Source organism: Flavobacterium anhuiense (assembly GCF_001705175.1).
GTDB lineage: Bacteria > Bacteroidota > Bacteroidia > Flavobacteriales > Flavobacteriaceae > Flavobacterium > Flavobacterium anhuiense.
On sequence record NZ_CP016907.1, the window covers coordinates 3,921,705 to 3,939,954 of the forward strand.

At 36.3% G+C, this 18,250-nt stretch carries 5 protein-coding genes; all 5 read left to right on the plus strand.

Annotated elements, in window-relative coordinates; translation table 11 throughout:
- Positions 1–38 precede the first annotated feature (38 nt).
- Positions 39–1,439, plus strand: coding sequence for a tRNA uridine-5-carboxymethylaminomethyl(34) synthesis GTPase MnmE (gene mnmE, locus BB050_RS16745; RefSeq protein WP_066034368.1), 1,401 nt, complete (start codon positions 39–41; stop codon positions 1,437–1,439).
- Positions 1,440–1,583: 144 nt separating this feature from the next.
- Positions 1,584–2,261, plus strand: coding sequence for an IS1 family transposase (locus BB050_RS16750; protein WP_066034369.1), 678 nt, complete (start codon positions 1,584–1,586; stop codon positions 2,259–2,261).
- A 493-nt stretch (positions 2,262–2,754) separates the two neighbouring features.
- On the plus strand, positions 2,755–9,726 hold the full coding sequence (locus tag BB050_RS16755; protein WP_236940350.1) for a leucine-rich repeat domain-containing protein: 6,972 nt from the start codon (positions 2,755–2,757) through the stop codon (positions 9,724–9,726).
- Between the two features lie 11 nt (positions 9,727–9,737).
- Positions 9,738–14,675, plus strand: a complete 4,938-nt coding sequence (locus BB050_RS22100; RefSeq protein ID WP_236940351.1) for a CARDB domain-containing protein — start codon at positions 9,738–9,740, stop codon at positions 14,673–14,675.
- A complete protein-coding gene (locus BB050_RS22105; protein WP_066034372.1) occupies positions 14,648–18,040 on the plus strand; it encodes a T9SS type A sorting domain-containing protein in 3,393 nt (1,130 codons plus the stop codon). Before BB050_RS22100 ends, BB050_RS22105 begins: the two co-directional genes overlap by 28 nt.
- Positions 18,041–18,250 lie beyond the last annotated feature (210 nt).

Genomic DNA, 18,250 nt, shown 5'->3' on the forward strand with positions numbered 1-18,250 from the left:
CAGAAAAGAAATTGAGCGTTTTTTTATAACTTTGTCGCATGATAAATCAAGATTCTATAGTTGCTTTGGCTACGCCTTCGGGAGCTGGAGCTATTGCCATAATTCGTATTTCTGGTGCCGATGCCATTATCATTGGCAATTCGGTTTTTAAATCTATTAAAAACAAAGATTTGACCAAGCAGAAAACGCATACGCTTCACTTGGGACATATTGTAGATGGAAGCAAAACACTAGACGAAGTGCTGGTTTCTGTTTTTAAAGGTCCAAACTCTTACACGGGTGAAGACACAATTGAAATTTCTTGTCATGGATCAACTTATATCCAACAGCAGATCATTCAGTTATTGCTTAGAAATGGCTGTAGAATGGCAGATGCAGGTGAGTTTACATTGAGAGCTTTCTTAAACGGAAAATTAGACTTGTCTCAAGCAGAAGCAGTTGCAGATCTGATTTCGTCAGATAATGAAGCTTCTCATCAAATTGCAATGCAGCAAATGCGCGGCGGATTCAGTAATGAAATTGCAAAACTGAGAGAAGAACTTTTGAATTTTGCTTCTTTAATTGAATTGGAATTAGATTTTGCTGAAGAAGATGTAGAGTTTGCAGACAGAACGCAATTTCATGAATTATTAAATAGAATTGAATTTGTTTTAAAACGTTTGATAGATTCGTTTGCAGTTGGAAATGTAATTAAAAACGGAATTCCAGTGGCAATTGTTGGCGAACCAAATGTTGGAAAATCAACTTTATTAAATGCTTTATTAAACGAAGAACGTGCCATTGTTTCTGATATTGCGGGAACTACTCGCGATACGATTGAAGATGAATTGGTAATTGGCGGTATCGGATTTAGATTTATTGACACTGCGGGAATTCGCGACACAAAAGATGTTGTAGAAAGTATTGGAATCAAGAAGACTTTTGAAAAAATCGATCAAGCTCAAGTAGTAATTTATTTATTTGACGGATTGAAATTCCAAACTTCAAGTTCAGAATTCGTAAACGAAATTGAACAGATTAAGAATAAATATCCGCTAAAACCGCTAATTATTGTGGTGAATAAAAAAGATATTTTATCTGCTGATGAAGTAGCGAATATTACCAATCAGTTAGAAAATTTAAATGCAAAACTGTTATTGATTTCGGCGAAAGAGAAAATAGGAGTAGAGGATTTAAAAAATGAATTATTGTCTTTTGTAAATACAGGGGCGCTCCGTAATAATGAAACGATTGTAACCAATACAAGACACTACGATTCTCTATTAAAAGCTTTAGATGAAATTCAGAAAGTGAAATTCGGTTTAGAATCAGGTCTCTCAAGCGATCTTATGGCACTAGATATTCGCGAAGCTTTATATCAATTCGGGTTGATTACCGGTCAGGTTTCTAATGATGAACTATTGGGGAATATTTTTGCTAATTTCTGCATCGGCAAATAGAGGGCGGTAACGTATCAGATGTGTTGGTGGTTAATTATTGTATCTAACATTTACAGAAAATCAGATATTTATATTAATATCGCATAAAAATTAAAACAGCCTTTGGGCTGTTTTTTGATTTTATAATGCCTTAAATCGAAAAAAATGGGGTCAAACCAGACTAGGTGTTACAGATGTGTTGGTGCTATTCGAAAGATGATAAAATATGGAAAGACAAAGTCTGGTAATCAAAGATATATTTGCAGAGCATGCGGGAAAACTAGAGTTGAAAATTATGCATATCTGGCTTATAAGGCAGAGATAAACCAGAATATTATCCAATTAACCAAAGAAGGTTTAGGAATAAGAAGCACAGCAAGAATATTAAAAATATCAACGACAACACTATTGAAAAGAATCATCTTTATTGCCAGAAACATTGTTAAGCCGATTATCAGCAAAGGTAAAACTTATGAAGTCGATGAACTTTGCACTTATATCAGACACAAGAAAAATTATATCTGGCTAGTTTATGCATTGGAAAAGAATTCTAGAACTGTTGTAAGTTTTAGCGTTGGAAAACGAACCAATAAAACGCTGAATCGTGTTTTGGAAACTTTAAAATTATCAGAAGCTAAAAAGATATTTACAGACAGATTGAAAAATTATCGATATCTGCTTGATGAGGAAATGCATTCAGTAAAGCGTTTTGGAACTAATCATATTGAAAGGAAGAATCTGACGCTCAGAACCCATTTGAAAAGACTCAACAGACGTACAATCTGTTTCAGCAGAAGTTTGGCTGTTTTTAATGCTGTTTTGAAGATTTATTTTTGGATTTGAATTTGAGTCTTTTATTTGACTAAACAGGACTCGAACCAATTTTCCCTGAAAACACTGGTGGTTTTTATTTTAAAAAAATGAAACGAGATTTTTCGAACCACAAAAAAAGCCTAAGAAATCTAGATTTCTCAGACTTTACCTTTTTTATAGTAGCGGGAAAGCACTATAAACCAGTCTAAATAAAAAACGGTTATATTTCAATCGAGGTGCTGCCTAATAATTCGAAGTAAAGCAAGTTGGATTAGGGTTTATCCAAAAAAAAGGAGAATTAGCAGCACTATTAAATCTTTTTGGGCTTTATTTAGTCAAATCACTGTTGCATCCTTCAAGTTACCTGTATTCAGGTAATTTATTTATTTAAGTTTCTGGTTATTAAGCTATTGATGTTTATTGGCTTTAGTCTAAAAAAATAAAAGAAATGTTTTTCCTACTTTTATGCCGATTTTTTAACAAAAAGCATCTTCTTAATATACTGGCATTTAAACATTAATCTATGGAGAGAAAACTACTTATGGGATTGCTATTTTTATTTGGCAGTCTATCTTTATTATCGGCAAAAAACAGTGCTAATATTCCCATACCGGATTCAGAATATCAGGCATTGGTAGATTTTTACAAAGCTACAGGAGAAGCCAACTGGACCAACAAATGGAATACAAAAGAAAACAATCTGCATGAAGTGCCATGGTACGGGGTTACAGTTGAGGACGGGCATGTTACAGCTATTAACCTTAATGGGACAAGCAATATTTCTGGCTCAATTCCGGCATCTTTTGGGAATTTAAAATTTCTTAAAACACTTTCCATATACGGAGGCAATTATGCAAAAGATCTCAGCGCAACCGATTTAAATGTTTTTTCCGAATTGGAAGCTTTAGAATCTCTAGATTTAAGATATGCCAAGTTAAAAGGCATAATTCCGGCATCATGGGCGAAGTTAAAAAAGCTTAAAACCCTTTATTTGAGCAGCAACGCCATTACAGGTTTATCTCCAGAATTTGGCCAGCTTGAAAGTCTTGTAACGGCCGAACTTTCAGATAACCAGATTCCAGTTTTAATCAAAGAGCTGGAGAATTTAACAGCATTGAGAACCTTAAATTTAAGCAGCAACAAAATTGCTTCAGTTTTAGCTCTACTGCCGAGTACAGTAAATCTCAGCCTGCATTATCAAGCAGTAGACATTGAAAATATTATTTACAAAGGAGTAGATTTAAAAATAGATAACCTGCCTAATATTGTTACCTACAATAGAACTAAAAATGATTTTTCTGCCAGAAGGCAATTTGCAGTTTATGTTCGCGGCAGTGAAATTGGTAATGCCGTTATGGCCGCAGATGGCAGTTTGACAATTCCTGCAGCCTATTTATCTTCTTTAAAAAATGGCGACGAAGCATATTTGTACCAGCAGTACGACTCTTCAAGCGGAAGCGTTTCTTATTACAGCAAGGTTTATTTCACAAACATAAAAGTAAATCAGCCCGCTGTTTCTAATATAGAATATCAGGCATTAGTAGATTTTTACAATGCTATGGGAGGAAGCAGCTGGAATAATAAATGGGATATAAACGAAAACAATCTTAATGAAGGCGCATGGACGGGTTTAAGTATAGAAAATGGCCATGTCACAGGATTAAACCTTAATAATACATCTAATGTTTCTGGTTCAATTCCGGCTTCCTTCGGTAATTTAAAATATCTGAAAAATTTATCTCTTTACGCGGGAAACTATTCTAAAAACCTAACTGCAACAGATTTAAATGTTTTATCAGAACTGCAGTCTCTGGAAACATTGGATATGAGATACTGCCGAATACAAAATGCCATCCCATCTTCATGGAGCAAGCTAAAAAAATTAAAAACGATTTATTTTTACAATAACTCAATTACCGGATTGCCTGAAGAATTAGGAGAAATGGAAAGCCTTGTTACTCTAGAAGCGCCATACAATCAGATAAAAACTATCCCAGCTTCTATTGGAAATCTTCAAAATCTGGTTACGCTCAATTTATCAGACAATCAGATTCAGGTTATGGCAAAAGAGCTGGAAAATGTTTTAACATTAAAAACATTAAATCTTGCAAGCAACTATATTTCAAATGTTGCGGCATTGCTTGGCAGCTCGGTCAATTTGCAGCTCCATTATCAAAATATCAATGTTGAAGGACTGGTTTATACAGGTTCTGATTTAACAGTTTCCAATCTGCCAAATACTGTTTATTACAACAGAAATCAAAATGATTTTTCTGCCAGAAGGCAATTTGGAGTCTATGTTGGTGGCAGTCAGGTTGGAAATAATGTAACAGCAGCTGCAGACGGAAGTGTAGCAATTCCTGCGGCTTATCTGGCTTCGCTAAAAACAGGAGATTCGTTTTATTTATATCAGCAGTATGACTCTTCAACAGGAAGCGTCTCTTACTATTCAAAAGTTAATTTTGTAAATGTAAAAGTAGATCAGCCAAAAATCCCAGATTTAGAATATCAGGCTTTAGTGGATATTTACAATGCAATGGGCGGAGCACGCTGGAATAATCAATGGAATATTGCCGAAAATAATCTGCATGAAGGAGCTTGGTATGGCGTAAGCATAGAAAACGGACACATCACTGGGCTAAGTTTTAATAATATTTCGAATGTTACAGGAGCAGTTCCAGCTTCAATCTCCAACTTAAAATTCCTTAAAAATCTTTCGTTTTATGCAGGAAACTACAGTAAGGATTTAAGCACAACAGATTTAAATGTTATTGGAGAATTAGAGTCCTTAGAATTTTTAGATTTTAGATACAGCAAAATCAAAGGAGATATTCCTGCATCATGGAGTAAATTAAAAAAACTAAAGACACTTTATTTAGCATATAATGCTTTAACTGCATTGCCAGACAATATTGGCGCAATGGAAAGTTTGGTAACGCTTGAAGCTCAGAATAACCAAATAAAAGCGATTCCGGCATCAATAGGAAATCTTACTAATCTCGTTACTTTAAATTTATCTGATAATAAAATTCCAGTTTTGGTAAAAGAGCTTGAAAATATAGCTTCTTTAAGAACGCTAAATCTTTCTAGCAATAACATTTCTGATGTTGCAGGATTGCTCAATGCTAATGTTAGTTTACAGCTTCATTATCAAACCATAAATGTTGAAGGGCTTGTGTATACCGGCGCCGATGTAAAAATTGAAACATTGCCGAATATTGTTCATTACAGCAGAAACCAGAACAATTTTTCGGCAAGAAGACAATTTGGCGTGTATGTGGGAGGCAGTCAAGTCGGCAGCAATATAGCCGCATCAGCAGACGGAAGCATTCTAATTCCGGCTTCTTATCTGGCATCAATAAAAACGGGAGACAGTTTTTATCTGTATCAGCAGTATGATTCTTCAACAGGAAGCATTTCGTATTATTCAACTGTAAATTTTGTAAATGTAAAAGTAGACCAGCCCAAAATTCCAGACGAAGAATATCAGGCTTTAGTTGATTTTTATACCGTTATGAATGGTGCAAACTGGACTAATAAATGGAATGTTGCCCAAAACAATCTTCATGAAGGCGCTTGGTACGGAGTAAGCATAGAAAACGGCCATATTACAGGTATTAATTTAAACAGTAACAGTTCGGTTACGGGGGCTATTCCTGCCTCGATTAAAGATTTAAAATACCTGAAATCTCTGTCACTTTACGGAGGCAATTACTATAAGGATTTAAGTGCAGCAGATTTAGGTGTTTTATCAGAACTTGCCAATCTTGAATATTTGGATTTAAGATACACCAAAATCAAAGGCGATCTTCCAGCGTCATGGAACAAGCTGAAGAAAGTAAATACACTGCATTTAAACAACAATACACTTACAGCGCTGCCTGAAGATTTTGGCGGCATGGAAAGTTTAGTAACCGTAAATGTATCATCAAATCAGATAAAATCAATTCCAGCATCTACAGGAAATCTTTTAAAGCTAGCCACTTTAAATCTTTCTTATAATCAGATTGAAGTGCTTGTTAAAGATCTGGAAAAAAATACTGCTTTACAGACTTTAAGCATTACTGGCAATAAGCTTTCGACTATTCAGGCATTGCTGCCAAGCCAGGTAAATTTAGAATTAACATCTCAAACGCTAACTATTCCTAATTTTTTATATGAAGGAAACGATGTAAAAGTGAGCGGCCTGCCAAATATTGTGCTTTACAACAGAACGGCAAATGATTTCTCGGCACAAAGGCCATTTCGACTGTTTGTAAAAGGAAACCAAGTTGGAAATAATTTAAGGGTGGCTTCAGACGGAACCATAACAATTCCTGCCGATTATCTTTCGACTTTAAAAACGGGAGACGAATTGTATTTGTATCAGGATTACGAAGGGGGTTCTTCTGCTTCTTACGATTCCAGAATTTATTTTGCCAATGTAAAAGTAGATCAGCCAAAAATTCCAGATGCTGAATATCAGGCTTTAGTTGACTTTCATAATGCTATGAATGGGGCAAACTGGAATAATAAATGGGTGACAGCAGAAAATAATCTGCATGAAGGCGCTTGGTACGGAGTAAGCATTCAGAACGGACACATTACAGGTTTAAACCTTAACAACAATTCGAATGTTTCTGGGACAATTCCAGCTTCGTTTGCCAATTTAAAATACCTGAAAAATCTTTCTTTATACGGCGGCAGTTATACAAAAAACTTAAGCGCAACAGATCTAAATATTATTTCAGGATTAGAATCTTTAGAATCTTTAGATCTTAGATACACAAAGTTAAAGGGAGTTATACCATCATCATGGAATAAACTGCAGGCTTTAAAAGCGTTATATTTAAGTAACAATAATATCGAAGACGCAGATGAATCCTTGGCTCGTTTGCCACTTTTAAAAACAGTTGATTTTACGTATCAAGATATTACAATTCCAACTATCGAAGTAGGGGCAAATGAACTGGCAATTAATCTGCCTGTTTTATCAACGTTTTTATTTAATGCAAACGGAGGTGCTGTTAATAACAAAAACCATTTTACACTTTACATTAACGGTGTAAACAAAGCATCGAATTATTCTAACAGCGAAGGAAAATTAATTTTTAAAGACATTGCTTTATTCGGAATAAAATTAACAGATAAAATTAGAATTGTCCAAAACGACGGAACAGCACAAGGAACAGCAATTAATTATACTCAGATTTTTTTTGGAAAGCCATTGGCAGATGAAGAATTCGAAATCCTGAAAAAAATCTATTCAAGTGCAAATGGAGCGCAATGGACGCAAAAATGGGATATTTCGCAAAACAAACTTCACGAAGTAAGCTGGTACGGAGTAGGAACAAAAGACGGGCATGTAGTTTCGCTAAGTTTAGCTGCGAATAATTTATCAGGAACACTTCCTGTAGAATTACCCGGTTTGACTTATTTGGAAACTTTAAATCTGCAGTCGAATGCAATTGAAGGATCGCTTCCTTCTGATTTAGGAAGATTGGCAAACCTAAAAACGCTTAATTTGCAATCGAACAAATTTCAGGGAACACTGCCTGTTTTATCTGGAGTTTCTGGATTGAAAAAACTTTCAATTGCCGGAAATGGATTCAAAGGAACAATTCCGGGGCACTTCAACGATTTTGAAAATATCGAACAGATTGATCTTTCAAACAACGGTTTCGACGCTTTAGAAAAACCTTTTACCTACGATCTGGCCAAAGTGTATATTAACCTGAGAGGTCAGGTTATCGCAAAAGAGGAATATTTATATCTAAAAGGCGACGAAATTATAGCTGATCTTCCAGCGGTTGCAACCTACAACGAAACAGCACAGGATTATACAGGACAATACCAGTTTGAACTGCAGGCCAACAATTTCAAAATTTCTGAAGCGACGGCTGTAGGCAATACCATTACGTTTCCAAATATTTCTGTGGCCAGTTTTCCTGCAGGTGCTAAAATTGCCATTTGGCAGAAAAATGGGACGTCGCAAGGAACTTATATTCAGTTTAAAGGAATTGCAGACGGTTCTGAAACACCATTAATTGCAGAAGAATATGATGCTCTAGTTGCTTTTTTTCAAAATGCAGGCGGAACAGGATGGAAAGAAGCTTGGGATACATCATCTAACAATCTTCATGAAAAGAAATGGAAAGGCGTTACAACCAACGACGGACATGTGGTTTCAATCAATCTTCCCGACAACAATTTGACTGGAACAATAAGTGCAGAAATTGGAAAATTTAGCGAACTGCAAAATCTGAATCTTGCCAAGAACAAACTAACTGGAGCCATTCCGGAAAGTATATCAAAAGTAACCAAGCTAAAAACGGTTGATCTTTCGGAAAATGAATTAACAGGGATCGATGCGGCATTTTTACCGGCGGTAAGCTTTAAAATCGATCGCCAGAGAATCAATTTAGGAGAACTGACTTTAACGGTAAATGCAGTTTTAAAAGATCAGAAAATCAATCATTACGATCATACAAATTCTATATTTAGTGCAACCCAATCCTATAATATGACTTTAAAGGATTATTTCCAAATGGTAACAGTTCCGGAAGAAGGCATTAAATTAACGAATATTTTGAGCGAATGGAATGTTCCAAATAACCAGACTTTAGAATTAAGGCAAATTGCAGGAGCTGCAAGAAACAGTATTCTAAGTTATACCATTGCCTATAGGGAAGGAGATTCTAATTTAGACGGAATTGTAAATATTCTGGATATTCAGTCGACTTTAAATTATACTTTAAGCCAGAAGCCAAAATTCTTTAATTATGGTGCGGCCGATATCAATAGAGATAAGAATCTGAACGTGTTGGATATTATTTCCTTAATTAATAAAATCCAAGCAGGAACTCTCGAAAATTCTGGCAGCACAAAACGCATGGCTTTGGCCAGCAATGAAGATGTGGTTTTAAGTATTGAAGATAATATGCTTTATATCGACAATCAGTCGGCTATGACAGCAGCATTTGACATTCGTTTAAAAGGCGGAAGTAAAACTGAAGTAAAAGAACTTCTTTCTGGCATTGGTTATACGGTTTCAATTGCAGAACATGAAGGCGAAATAAGCATTATAGGTTTTTCTATGGATAAGTCACTTTCTGGCAAGCACGCCATTGCTTCCTTATCTTCTAAAACAGCGATTGCTTCTGCCATGATTTCTAATGCCGATGCCCAATCATTGAGCTATAAAATAGCAGGAACTTTAGGAGTTGGCGATATAGATCAAGAAACCGCCGCTGCACTTGCAAATTATCCAAATCCATTTACTGATAAAACGGTGATTCAGTATCATGTAGCTGAAAACGCAGATCAAGCCATCTTAAAAGTTTTTGATGCAGCAGGAAGAACCGTTTACACAGAATCGGGTCTCGATGCATCGCAAGGAAAGCATGAATTTACTTTCCAGCGCAGAAATCTTGCTTCTGGAATTTACTTCTACAGCATCGAAGTGCAGAATAGAGTAAAACCTGTGTTTTTTAAAGGAAAAATGTTAATACAATAAACTTCACCATAATGATATCTAACGAATTGAAAACAATGAAAATAAAACCGTTTTTGGTGTTTATCTTCCTATTTATGGCTGCGTTTGCACAAGCCCAGAATAGTTTAAAAGTATTAAATGCATCAGCAGGACCGGGCGAAAAATCAAAAATTGCAATTGATCTGGCTAATGCCGATGAGGTCGTGGGAGCTGAGTTTACCCTTACGGTTCCGCCAGGATTAATTGTAAGCGAAAAAGACAGTAAAATTATCGAAAGCCGTAAAGGCGATCATGCTATTTATGTGAACATCGAAAAGAATAATCCGCGCAATTATCACTTTATTCTTCTCTCGCTAACAAGCACTTCTTTTAAAGGAAACAGCGGTGCTTTATTAGAAATTCCGATCGAGATTCCATTGAATTATACCTCGGGGCAGATACACAATTTAGACTTAAGCAGTGTTGTTTTAAGTTCTAAAAATGCTGTCGATATAGGGGCAAACCACGTAAACGGAAAGCTGACAATTGCCGCAGCACAATATCCTGATTTGACAATTTCAGGGATTAGCACAGCAGAATCTGCTATTGCTCCCGACGGAAAAATTAATGTTTCATGGAAAGTAGACAATATTGGAGACCGAATCGCTTCTGGCGGATGGGTGGAGCAGATTAGCATTGTTTCGGATCAAACAGGTTTAGAATACAATTTAGGAGCCGTTTCATATAGCCAAGATCTTGATAAACAAAATTCTGTAAACAGAACGGCAGCTTTTAATCTTCCTAAAATTTTAGGTCTTGACGGCAATATAAAAGTGAGAATCAATATTATCGCCAATACAGCGGTAAAAGAACCAGAATCTCTAAAGAATAACAATAAAGTTACTGCGGCAAGTTCTATTTTGCTTGAAAAACGTTTGTTTTTAACGCTTGACAGAAAGAGCATCGATGAGAACTCTACCGAAGTGATTAGAGCAACACTGCTGCAAAGCGGTGACCGAAGCAGTGATAAAATCTATAATTTAACCGCTTCTTTGGCTTCGCAGCTTCAGTTTGATTCCCCACTCAAAATTGCAAAAGACCAGTCTTCGGCAGTTTTTTATATCACACCGATCGATAATACAGAGAATGACGGAAACAGAACTGTTTCGTTATCAATTGCAGGAAACGATTATCCTGCCGTTTCAGATAATATCGAAATTATAGATAATGAATTTTCAACCATTACGCTAAGTCCTTCAAAAAGTACAGCAACGGATGGCGAAACGGTAACGGTTACTTTAGAAACTGGTTTTGCCAAAACAAAAGATGTAAAATTTGCGATTACGGCAGACCAAAGTTCACGATGGACTGTTCCTGCAGAAGTTACGCTTCTGGCAGGAAGTAAAACAGCTTCGTTTACTGTAACCGTAAAAAACAATAAAGTTCCTGAGCAGACCGTAACAGGGAAATTAACGCTTAGGGCTGAAGGTTTTCAAGCAGGAAATGCAGAAGTAATTTTAAAAAGTTCGAATGTTCCAGCTTTCGAATTGGAGATTGCACCGCAAACTATTTCTAAAGGCGATGGAGTTTACGCAACTTATGCGACATTAAAGCGGATCAATAAATCAGAAATAAGCACATCAGTTCGCTTAAAAGCAAGTATCGCTAATGCTTTGATTTTACCAGATGCTGTTGATTTTCCTGCCAATGTAAATTCGAAGAAATTTAATATTGGAGCTGTAAACAATGGAATCGTAGATGGAGCAAAAGTGGTGAGTGTAACAGCGGATATTTATTCTGCATCATGCAACTGCACCATTTCTGCAGGAGACGGAAGCAGTGCCAGCAAAGATATTACCATTCTTGACAGCAATGGACCGGCTTTAATTGTAAAAGCAAATCCGGCAACAGTTAAGGCAGGAGTTCAAAAAGCGGCAAAAATTACCATTTCCAGAAATACAGTGGACACTTCTAAAGCCATTTTAGCAAAATTATCGTCAGATTCTCCAACTATTGTTTCAATTCCGACAGAAGTTTCAATTCCAGCCGGACAGCAAAGTGTTGAGCTAGAAATTAATACAATTATAGATCCGTTAAAAACAGGAGATCAGACCGTACGAATTCAAGCTGAAGCCGATACTTTCAGTTCAGGATTTGCTTGGATTTTGGTTACAGATCAAAACAAGCCAGATGCTGTTGCTGACTCGGTAAAAACTGTAGCAGAAGCAAATGGTGAGGATACTATAGAAGTGACAGTTTCTATTGCCAATCAAGGTTTTGCGCTATTGGCAAAAGGTTCAAAAATAGAATATTTTCTATCTAAAGATAAATTAATTCAAAATGCAATTCCTGTATTTGCTTCACAGCTTGACAGCGATATCGAAGCAGGAAAAGCGCTGGATCTTGTAAAATCAATCAAACTCCCTCAGCAGGCCGGCGATTATTATTTGGTGGCAGCGGTAAATTCAGATCAAAAGATAAATGAATTATCGTATGCCAATAATCAGGCTTATTCGGCTATAAAATTACTTTCGAGTTATAGTGCCGTAAGTTCGGTTTCCAAACCGGTCTACAAATCGGGAGAAGTTGTTGCAATTACAGGATCGGCCAAAATGGCAAACAATTCTCCTGCTATAAATAAAGAAGTAGAAATTATTGTTGCGGCTGGAAGTTTTACACGCTCTTTTAAAGTAAAAACAAACGCTTCAGGAAATTTTGCCTACGATTTTGAACCCTTACAGGCAGAAAGCGGACATTATACGGTAAGTGCAGGATATCCTGGAACAAAAAACGCAGTTCAGGCAGAATTTGACATTGTTGGTTTTGAATGGACAAACAAACCTTCTGATTATTTAAAATGGGAAGTGGTAGCCAAAGTTCCGTATAAAGGTGAATTTGTCTTAAAAAATAACAGCAAGACACCATTAACCAATATTAATATTGAATTACCGGCAGAGGCAGGCTTCACCATACAAACAGATCCCTTAACGCTGGCATCGGGGCAAGAAGCCGTTTTAAGTTATACGATATTGGCAGAAACAGCATCGGCAGAACAAAAATATTATGAAATCAATTTTAACATAGTTTCAAACGAAGGGGCAAAACTGCCTGTCTTGGCGTATTATCATGCTAAAGTGCAAACACCTAAATTGGCAGCAAATCCGGTAAGCATCAATACTACGATGATTAAAGGAAACTCTCGTTTTTATGAACTTACAATTTCGAACACGGGAGCAATAGACGCAGAAAACGTAAAAGTGGATGTTCCGAATCTGGAATGGATGAAGCTTAAAAGTGCAGCTGTTATTGATAAAATTGCTCCAAACGAATCTGCAAAAGTCATTTTGGAATTGGTGCCAACAGATAAGCAGCAATTAAATGTCCCATTAACCGGAAACTTAGCTTTAAATCCTTCAAATGGAGGAGGAGTAAGCATTCCTTTTAAAATAGAAACCGTTTCAGAAGCAACAGGTTCTTTAATAGTTGACGTTGTTGACGAATATACTTATAATACAGAAAAAGCTCCTCACGTAAAGGGAGCTAAAGTAACAGTGCGCCATCCGTTTTCTGGTGCAGTTTTGGCAGAAGGAATTACAGATGAAAATGGTTTGTTTGCCACACCTCAAATTCCGGAAGGATATTATACGGTAACGGTATCGGCAGATAAGCACGCCTCATATCAGAATAATTTATTAATAGATCCAGGTAAAGTAACGACTCAAAAGGTATTTATTTCGTATCAGGCAGTAAGTTATCAATGGGTTGTAAAACCAACAGAAATTGCAGACGAATACCAATCTGATTTAGTAGTTAAATTCGAAACAAACGTACCAAAACCAGTAATTGTTATCGATATCGACAATCCTGTTCTAGATTTAAAAGCGGGCGAAAGCAGAATGAGTTATGCAACGGTTACAAATCACGGTTTGATCGCATTATCAAATGTGACTTTTAATGTAGATGCTCAGGGAGATTATAAGTTTAAACTCATGATCGATAAGCTTGGCATCTTAAATGCAAAATCGAGTATCATAGTGCCGATATTAATTACAAGACCGGCTTCGACCGCAAGAAGCGCGGCGGCAGCGGCGGCTGGGCAAAACTGCAGTTACAATTTAATTACAAAAGGAACTTATGTATGTGAAACCGAACAAGATTTAGCGGCGTTTAAACCGTATTATGTGCTGACTTGTTCTACACCAAGCACTCCCGTAGTAACCGGTATACCTAATTTTAATGGAAGCGGTTTTGGAGGATTGATTCCTATTGGAACAGCAATTGGAAATATCGTAACATCGCTTCCAACTATTTGCACTAATCCTTGCCTTACTTCGGTATTTGGTATGGTTATAGGATGTGCAGGTGGGCCAGCAGGTGCTGTTGCAGGATGTCTTCTTGGTCTGGCTACCATGAATGGAGAAACAATTAATCAAGTCATTGCCGTTGCTGGCTGTATTCCAGGGCCAATAGGCTGTGTTGCCAGTATGGTTGGAACATTAAAAGCTTGTATTTATGATCCATTAGCTTCAGGTAAAAAAGCGAACAGTAACAGCAACAGTTTCCTTGAAAGCATGTATAATGATTTCTATGTAATGGACAATGCGCAAAAAGCTTTAAATAGCAGGCTCAAGGCTTATTTGGGCAATGAGAGAATTATAGACAGTCCTAATTTTCATGATTTCATGAAAGAAACGGCTTTAAATCTTGATATGGAAAAAGCATTTTCTGCTGCTGATATTACCAGAATTAAAACGAATCTTTCAGGTTCTGATATTACAAGCCAGGAAATTGAAACATTCTGTAACAGATGGAATAAAACGGTAGAAGCATGGAATAAAAATATTAAAGCTCCAAATGCTGAATATCCCGATATTGTAAACAAGAATGATATTGAAGAGTATGATAGAGTAAGACAATTACTAGTTGATCTTGTAAAAACAGAGGTTTTGCATCTGCTGAAAAAATGTACAATCAAGACATGGCAGATTTAAAAGAATATATTGAAAGATTGGCTTCTCAATCTTCCGTTTGCGCAAGCGTAACTGTAAAATTTTCTCAAAAAATCACCATGACCAGAGAGGCTTTTGAAGGTACTTTAACTTTAAACAACGGTAGCGAGACAAATACAATTAAAGATCTAAACTTAGATTTATTGATTAGAGACGAAGCTGGAAATGATATGACGCATCTGTTCCAGATCAACAAAGATGCTTTCCTTAGCGGAACAGGACTTGTCGGGCCAAACAGCAGCCAGTCAGGAACAGTAATTTTTATTCCTACTAAAGATGCGGCGCCAACTGTACCCAAGTCATATTCTTTTGGAGGAACTTTATCGTATTTAGATCCCAATACAGGCGACAGGGTGACGGTGCAATTATATCCGGTGACTTTAGAAGTAAACCCAAGCCCAGATTTGGTAATGCATTATTTTATGCAAAGGGACATTTTAGGAGATGATCCGCTTACAGATAAAATAGAGCCGATTGTTCCGGCAGAAATGGCTTTATTAATTAAAAATGAAGGATACGGAATCGCTAAAAATGTTCAGGTAGAATCTGTTCAGCCTGAAATCATAGAAAACAAAAAAGGCTTATTAATAGATTTTGAAATTATTGGAAGCAACTTTAACAACGAACCAAAACAATTAGGTTTGCTGAATGTTGATTTCGGAAACATCGAAGCTCAAAAAACAGCACTTGGACAATGGTGGTTTACCAGTACTTTGTTAGGCCATTTTGTTGAATATGATCTTAAAATTAAGCATTTAAGCAGCTATGGCAATAAAAGCCTAAGTCTGATAAAAGCATCGTATGCCCACGAATTAATTAAGAGCGTAAAAGCATACGGTGCAGATCAGGATAATATCAACGATTTCTTAGTAAATGATGCAGTCGATTTAAATGATACTCCAGATGCTATTTATTATTCAAACGGAGAAAGCGATGAAGTGTATAAAGCAGCAGCAGGAACGGTTTCGAATATTATTTCTCCAAGCCAGCTTACAACGACTTTAACCATGGATTCATCTAAAACAGGATGGAACTACGGTAACACAGCTGATCCAGGAGCAGATAAGTACACACTCGAAAGAGTAGTCAGAATCAGCGATAATCTGGAACTGCCAATAGAAAACTTTTGGCAAACGCATGTAACGCTGAGAGACGGACTTGAGCCAAAGTATGAAAACAGACTTCATTTCCTTGATAAAATATCAGGATTAGAAAGATATACTTTGTATTACAGTGTCATCAATACCAACATTCCAAAAGTAGCATCTTTTGAAAGTTTGCCTCCGACAACCACAAAACCAGTAGAATCTGTTCAGGTAAACTTTAATAAAGCAATTAACCCAAGTACATTTACAGCGCAGAATGTCAGTTTGATCCATCAGGGAGCAAAAATTCCGTTTAGCGATAGTTTTATTGGAAAAGTAAACGATTCGACTTATGTTTTAAATATCAAAACTCTATCACTTGCTTCTGGATATTATGAGTTAGCAGTTCAATGTGCCGGAATAAAAGATTTGGAAGGAAACGAAGGAAATGAAGGGAAAAGCATTTCATGGATTCAGATAATCGGCGAACTTGGAATTGTTCAGTTTAAAACAGACCAAATAGAAGCACAGGCTGTAAATAGTGTCGAAATTGTATTTAACAAACCTGTAAAACCTGTTCAGTTTACAAAAGATAAACTGACTCTGAACGGGAAACCGCTGGAGAATGTTTCTATTGTTACCGATGATAATTTAAAATATACTATTGTCGGATTAAACGGGTACAACAAAGAAAATGGCCAATATGAGCTGGCAGTTGATCTTCCGTCAATAAAAGCAGAAGACAACACTTTGGGATTAATTGTGCAAACCCAAAAATGGAAAGTCGATATCACTATTCCAGAAATTGATGCGTTTACTCCTAAATATCAGGGAGCAGTACACAGCCAGAACGTAACAGATATTGTCGTAACTTTAACTAAGCCAATAAGCAGTTTTGAGAAAAACTGGGTTACACTTTACAAAGGCAGCATTAATTTAAATGCAAATCTAATTGTGATAAAACAAGACGATTTACATTATTTAATTTCTGGTTTAGGAGAATTTACTCAGGCCGAAGGCGGTTATAAAATTGTAGTAGACCAAACTGGCTTTAAAGATCTTTCTGGCAATTTTGGAACAGGAAATTCAAGCACAATGTGGGAAGTGAAGTTTGGAAAACCTTCTGCACCTTTCAACATGCGTATTGCGCCAGACAGAGGGTCATCGGCTTTAGATAATATTACTTCTGGCAATGATTTATCGATTGCCCTAACCACTACTGGAAACAAACAAACTATCGAGCTGTATGCTGTAACGCCGACTGGAAGAACTTTGGTAAGCAGACAAAAACAGGAAACGGCAAAAGAAGTTTTAATTCCGATAAAAGGATATTTCGGGAAAATTACTTTTGAAGCGGTAGTTCTCGATGAGTTTGGAAACTCAAGCGATGTAAGCAGAATAGATGTTTATATTGACATTGTAGATCTTAATTGTACAGTTACTCCGTTGAGCGATGCAAATAATAATTGTTTTGAAACAGATATTTTGAAAGTGGTGTTTGCCGATGAAATTATGGCTTCGTCATTGACTAAAAATGATATTATTGTGAAATCGGGCGGAATTGCAGTTTCTAATGAAAACATAACTTTAACTAAGGTTTCGGACAAAGAATTTGAAATTGGAAACATAGAAAAGTTTGCAGGAGATCATACTTTTGGAGTTGATTTAACAAAACTGAGTAAAAAATCAAGTGGACTGCAAGGAAAAGGAATTGTCTCTGTTAATGTTGAAACTGCTTTAAATAATACAGCAGCGATTACTGGTGACATACTTATTACCAATGATAATACAACAGTAACGTATACAGCTACACCGTCTATGCAGCTTTATGCGTGGAATGTTACCGGTGGAGAAATTATAGAACAAAATAGCAATATGGTAACCATTAAATGGACAGAAAAAGGAAATCAGACACTTTCTCTGAATTATTTAACTCAGGCATCATGCAGTAAAACAACAGCATTGGAAGTAAAAGTGGATGCATCGCTGTCTGTGGAAAATCCGATTTCAGATAAAAAAGGTTTCTTCATTTCCCCAGTTCCAAATAATGGAAGCTTTACTTTGCATCTAACTGGCGATCAGGGAACTTTTGATCTGATTATTTTTGATGCCGGCGGTAAAGCGGTTTACAGACAATCTAAGTTGGAAATCGATGGCGTTTTCAGTAAAGAAATAAAAACACATTTAAGAGCCTCGGGAGTTTATTTCTTAATGCTGCGAAATGCAGATTCGAGTTATAAAACGAAGTTTTTAATCAAATAGAGAAGAGGCAATGTTACAGATTAGGTGTTTTTATAATTTAATCATTTAACTAACTGAAAAAGAATATTAAAATTAAATTATTGAATAGAAAAGAGACGGCCAGCAGGTCGTCTCTTTCGTTTTTTGTCTTTTAATAAGCTTCAAAATGCTTTTGCCTTACCTTAGTGTTTCAAATTAGGCATGAAAATAAAATGTATTTTGGATTTGAAT

Bases quoted from the DNA above. Each gene is read 5' to 3' on its own strand.
- mnmE (WP_066034368.1), top strand. From the start codon at position 39: ATGATAAATCAAGATTCTATAGTTGCTTTGGCTACGCCTTCGGGAGCT.
- BB050_RS16750 (WP_066034369.1), top strand. From the start codon at position 1,584: ATGGGGTCAAACCAGACTAGGTGTTACAGATGTGTTGGTGCTATTCGA.
- BB050_RS16755 (WP_236940350.1), top strand. From the start codon at position 2,755: ATGGAGAGAAAACTACTTATGGGATTGCTATTTTTATTTGGCAGTCTA.
- BB050_RS22100 (WP_236940351.1), top strand. From the start codon at position 9,738: ATGATATCTAACGAATTGAAAACAATGAAAATAAAACCGTTTTTGGTG.
- BB050_RS22105 (WP_066034372.1), top strand. From the start codon at position 14,648: ATGTACAATCAAGACATGGCAGATTTAAAAGAATATATTGAAAGATTG.